The sequence below is a fragment of the uncultured Campylobacter sp. genome (assembly GCF_938045775.1).
Classification (GTDB): domain Bacteria; phylum Campylobacterota; class Campylobacteria; order Campylobacterales; family Campylobacteraceae; genus Campylobacter_B.
In genome coordinates this window covers 1-5093 of record NZ_CALIBH010000137.1, presented here as the reverse complement: position 1 = coordinate 5093, position 5093 = coordinate 1, and the positions used below count along the sequence as shown (strand labels likewise).

Here is a 5093-nt window from a genome sequence, read left to right as displayed (position 1 = left end):
TCAGAAAGTTCAAAATCCCAAAAACTTCTGCTGGCTTACTCGCAATGTTCCGCTAATGCTTTGTCCTGGGCTCGCCGCGGTTAAATTTTAACGCTTTCGCGTTTCTCGCCGCTAAAGCTTGGTGGACCAAGCTTTAGCGGATTACAAGACCTTGCGGAATTCCGCGTCTGATAACCCAGACTAGGGTTTTTTTGCCCTTATAATCTTTGATATAACGATCAAAGTCGTCTGAGCTTTTGACATCGTTTTGACCTACTTGGATGATCACGTCGCCTACCTCGAAGCCGTAATCATCGGCTTTTGAGCCATCTTTGACGCTTAAGACGAGGGCGCCCGAGACATCGTCGTCGAGGTTATATTTGCGGCGCAAGCTGTCATTTAACGTCCTTAGCTTTAGCCCCTCTATCGCGCTTTGTGAGTCCTCGCCGGCTGAGCCTAAGGTGGTGGAGTCGGATTTCATCGTGTCTAGCTTGATAGTCGTGCTCTTACTTTTGCCGTCGCGCTCAAATTCTACATCTACTGAGCTTCCTGGAGCCATTGAGCCGATTAAATTCTTTAATTCGTTGGCGTTTTTGATAGATTTGCCGTTTATTTTGGTGATCAAATCGCCGCGCTTGATGCCTGCTTTATCGGCAGGCATGTCTTTTTCGACGCTTGAGATTAGCGCGCCCTCTTTGCTTTCATAGAGCTCTTTTTGATCTTTAGACATATCTGAGATCGTAACGCCTATAAAGCCACGCTCGATCTTGCCGTTTGTGATAAGCTTTTCAGCGATCTCTTTTACCATATTTGAAGGGATCGCAAAGCCTACGCCGTTATTTCCGCCGCCGCGACTTAAAATAGCGGAATTTATCCCCAAAAGCGCACCGCGGCTATCTACTAACGCACCGCCTGAGTTGCCCGGGTTAATCGAAGCGTCGGTTTGGATGAAATTTTCATATTGATTTAACCCGATATTGTTTTTATTTAGCGCTGAGATTATGCCTTGAGTGATGGTGCCGCCCACGCCGAAAGGATTTCCGATAGCAAAGACGATATCGCCCTCCATGGCCTTGGACGAGTCGGCAAATTTAACCGCAGAGAGATTTTTTTCGTCGATTTTAATGATTGCAAGGTCGGTTTTGGGGTCAGTACCGATCACCTTGGCTTTATACTCTTTATCGCCTTCTAGTAGTGTAACTACGATTTCGTCGGCATTTTCTATTACGTGATTATTTGTGACAATATAGCCGTCTTCAGAGATGATGACACCAGAGCCTAGTGAGCTTCCCTCGCGCTCCTGCTGCTGCGGAATGTCAAAGTCGAAAAATTGCTTAAAAAACGGATCGTCAAACATCTGCGACATCGGGCTATTGCCTGCTTTGATCTTGGTTTTAGTTGCGATATTGACGACAGATTTTTTTACGTCCGCAAGCGAGCTATGATACGAAAGCACCACGTCTTGATTAAAGCCCGGATTTACGCGCTCATAATTGCTTGGAGCTTCTTTAATGTCGATACTGGCGCCAAAAAGCGTACCTACTAAAGCTATCGATATGATGATCGATTTTTTCATTTTTGCTTCCTTTGTGATAATGAAATTTTGGCGGAATTATAAATTTTGTCCGCTAATATATTCTTAACGCAAAATTAAAATTTATAAATAGAATTTAGCAAACTTGATTGACACTCACTAAAGTTTTATGATATAATCTACATAAATTTTAAGATTTTAAGGATTAAAATGGCAAGTACAAGCAGTTTATACGAAACCTTAGGCGTGGATAAATCAGCAAGCGCCGAGGAGATTAAAAAAGCTTACCGTAGGCTAGCTCGCAAGTATCACCCAGATATCAATAAAGAGCCCGGAGCGGAGGATAAATTTAAAGAGATCAACGCCGCGTATGAAATTTTAAGCGACGAGAAAAAGCGTGCGCAGTATGATCGCCATGGCGACGAGATGTTCGGCGGACAGAATTTTCACGATTTCGCGCAGGGTTCGGCAAACATGGGCGATCTAAACGACATCCTAAACAGCATTTTCGGCGGCTCCTTCGGCGCAAAAAGCGCGGGCTCGCGCGGCGGATTTAGTTTCAGCTCTTTTGGTGGCGGCGAAGGTTTTAGTGGCTTTAGCGGCAGTAGTTTCGGTGGCGGCTTTGGCGGTACGCAGAGCCTAGATACGCACAGCTCGATTGAAATTCCTTTTGAAACCGCTATACAAGGTGGCGAGATGAGCGTGCGCGTGGGCGGCGAGACGGTTAAATTTAAAGTACCCGCGGGCATCAATGCGGGCGAGAAGCTACGCATCAGGGGTAAAGGACAAAAATCAGGCGCACAAAGCGGCGATCTAATTTTAGAGATAAAAATCGCGCCAAGCGCCGAGTACAGCCGCGAAGGCGACGATCTTTTCAAAAAGATTGACATTCCTTTGAAAACGGCGATGTTTGGCGGAAAGGTAGAAATTCCGACGCCAAGCAAAAGCGCAACGATAAAGATCGCAAAAAATACCAAAAACGGGCAGAAATACCGCCTAAAAGGCTACGGCGTGCAAAACCGCAAGAGTAAAATTTTAGGCGATCTATACGCGGTGGTAAATGTCGTCCTTCCCGACGTCGATTCGCTGGATGAGGACGTCAAAGCCGCGCTGCAAAAGCTATAAGGAGGCATCAAAATGCATGATTACGATGAGCCGGTTTATCTCATATCGATAGTCTCGAAGGTCCTAGATATCCATCCGCAGACATTGCGGCAATACGAGCGCGAAGGGCTCGTGAGTCCTGGGCGCACGGAGGGTAAGATGCGCCTGTACTCGGCACATGATATGGATCGCATACGCATGATTTTAAACCTTACAAAGGAGCTAGGCGTCAATCTTGCGGGCGTGGACGTGATCTTTCGCCTGCAAGAAAGGATCGCCGAGTATGAGCGCGAGATCGAGGAGCTACGGGCTAGAATTTTAGAGCTTGGCGGAGAGACAGACTAGGATCTGCAAGATAAAGACTTCAAAGCTCAGCAAAAAACAGATCCTGGCGCTATAAGCTGAAATTTTAATGCTATCAAAAAGCAAGATCGCCTCGCAAGCGTAGATTCAAGCGATAAATTTTGATTTTCAGAGAGGATTTGTGGGCGCGTCAAATTTCGCGTCAAATTTAAAGTCGCGCCAAACAAACCCAGGTAAATTTTCTTGCAATTAAATTTAAAAACCGTCTTGATATAATTTGGTTTTAAAATTTAAAATTCCAAGTCGTGTTAGGCTTTAAAATTTTGTCGCGAACCTCTAAATTTAGCGATAAAGTGCGACATAATTTCTCTATTTTTAAGCGGGATTTTAGTAAAATCACATTATAAAATTTACCCGTAAATTTATATGAAAAGATAAAATTTCATCGATTATCGCCTCCGGTAAATGGTCGCGGATAATGTAAAATTTGACAATAAATTTAGCGCTAAATTTTACGTATAATCTTACAAAAAAGGGAGTTAATGGAGCTTGTTATTGAGCTATTTCTTGCGATCACCGCGCTTGCGATAGTGCTAAATATCGTCTTTAAAATTTTTGAAATTCCCACCATTATCGGCTATATCGTCGCAGGCGTGTGCTTTTCGCAGATCTATAGCTTAAGCAGTGTCGAAAACGCCCATATGTCTGAGCTGGCAGAATTTGGCATCGTTTTTTTGATGTTTACCATCGGGCTTGAGTTTAGCTTCCATCACCTGATGAGTATGAAAAAGGACGTATTTTTTAACGGCATACTCCAAGTGCTTGGCACCGGTATTATTCTAGCGCTCATCATCGATCAGGCTTTCGGCGGAAACATAAAAACCGTGATGATTATCGGGCTTGCGCTCGCGCTTAGCTCTACGGCGATCGTGCTAAAAACACTCAACGAAACAGGCGAAATCAATCAAAACTACGGGCGCAAGGTGCTTGGCATCCTGCTATTTCAAGACCTCGCCGTCATTCCTATTTTGTTGATGATTGACATATTCGGCTCGACCGACAATACCCCCGTGAACTATCTAATCTTAAAAACCGCCGTAAGCGCCGCCATAGTGGTAGTGATCCTTTTCGTGCTCGGTAAATTTGCTTTTAACCGCTTCCTCTACTACGTCGTAAGGACAAATTCTAAAGAAATTTTCATCGCAACCATCCTTTTTACCGTCGTGGGGGCTAGCTTTTTGGCGCATGTTTTTGGTTTTTCGTACACGCTGGGCGCGTTCATCGCGGGCATGCTCATCGCAGAAACCGAGTATAAACACGAGATAGAAGCCGATCTGACGCCGTTTCGAGACATACTGCTGGGACTTTTTTTTATCACGATCGGCATGCAGATAAATTTTGAAGTCATCGTCTCGCACTATGGGCTGATCCTGCTCGCTATTATCGTTATAATGGCGCTTAAAACGGTTGTGATTTACGCGATCTTATTTCTCTCGACCGGCAAAAGGATAGCGCTAAAAGCGGCGCTATCGCTATGTCAGATAGGTGAGTTTGCGCTTGCGATCTTTTCGCTGTTGATGAGCCGCGATATGCTAAGTAAGGAAAACGGGCAAATTTTAATTACAGTCGTAACCGCGACGATGATTTTAACGCCGTTTATCCTTAAGAATTTAAACAAAATCGCCAACCGTTTCGAGTCTAAAGTTGAAAAGCTCGAGGATGAGGAGCATAAAACCCAAATCCCGCCGATGAAAAATCATATCATTGTAGCAGGCTACGGCAGGATAGGGCAGGAAGTGGTGCTACGTCTTAAAGATCAGGGGCTGCTATACGTAGTCGCCGAGAGCGATTTAGAGCTTGTGGATCTGGGCAAATCGCGCGGAGAGAACATATACTTTGTAAATATAATGCAAAAAACCGCGATCGACGAGCTGCATGCGCGCGATGCGTCGGTCATCATCCTAACGATCGCAAATCAGCAAAAGCTCGACATCGTCGCTAAGATGCTAAACGGCTCTAATTTAAAAGCAAATATCATAGTGATGCATACGGGTGCCGATCCACAAAGCGAGCTGCAGAGCGAATACGGCGAAAATTTTATCTTCGTAAAAAAGGAGAGAGTAGTAGCCAATGCGCTTTTACAAGAGGCGCTGAAATGCAAGCTAACGCAGTA

At 44.8% G+C, this 5093-nt stretch carries 4 protein-coding genes; 3 read left to right on the top strand and 1 reads right to left on the bottom strand.

Going from position 1 to position 5093, the window contains the following annotated elements; all coding sequences use genetic code 11:
• Window positions 1-133: 133 nt before the first annotated feature.
• The gene (locus Q0238_RS05415) at window positions 134-1555 is read right to left on the bottom strand and encodes a Do family serine endopeptidase (protein WP_297943686.1); all 1422 of its coding nucleotides are present in this window, start codon (window positions 1553-1555) and stop codon (window positions 134-136) included.
• 168 nt (window positions 1556-1723) lie between these two features.
• Between Q0238_RS05415 and Q0238_RS05410 the strand changes: the two genes are divergently transcribed.
• The 3 genes from Q0238_RS05410 to Q0238_RS05400 all read left to right on the top strand — a co-directional run.
• The gene (locus Q0238_RS05410; RefSeq protein ID WP_297943683.1) at window positions 1724-2638 is read left to right on the top strand and encodes a DnaJ C-terminal domain-containing protein; all 915 of its coding nucleotides are present in this window, start codon (window positions 1724-1726) and stop codon (window positions 2636-2638) included.
• Window positions 2639-2650: 12 nt separating this feature from the next.
• Window positions 2651-2962 (top strand): helix-turn-helix transcriptional regulator, encoded by a 312-nt coding sequence (locus Q0238_RS05405; protein ID WP_005870178.1) that lies wholly within the window; start codon window positions 2651-2653, stop codon window positions 2960-2962.
• Window positions 2963-3462: 500 nt separating this feature from the next.
• The coding region (locus Q0238_RS05400) for a cation:proton antiporter (RefSeq protein ID WP_295152028.1) at window positions 3463-5093 on the top strand (1631 nt) is incomplete at its 3' end.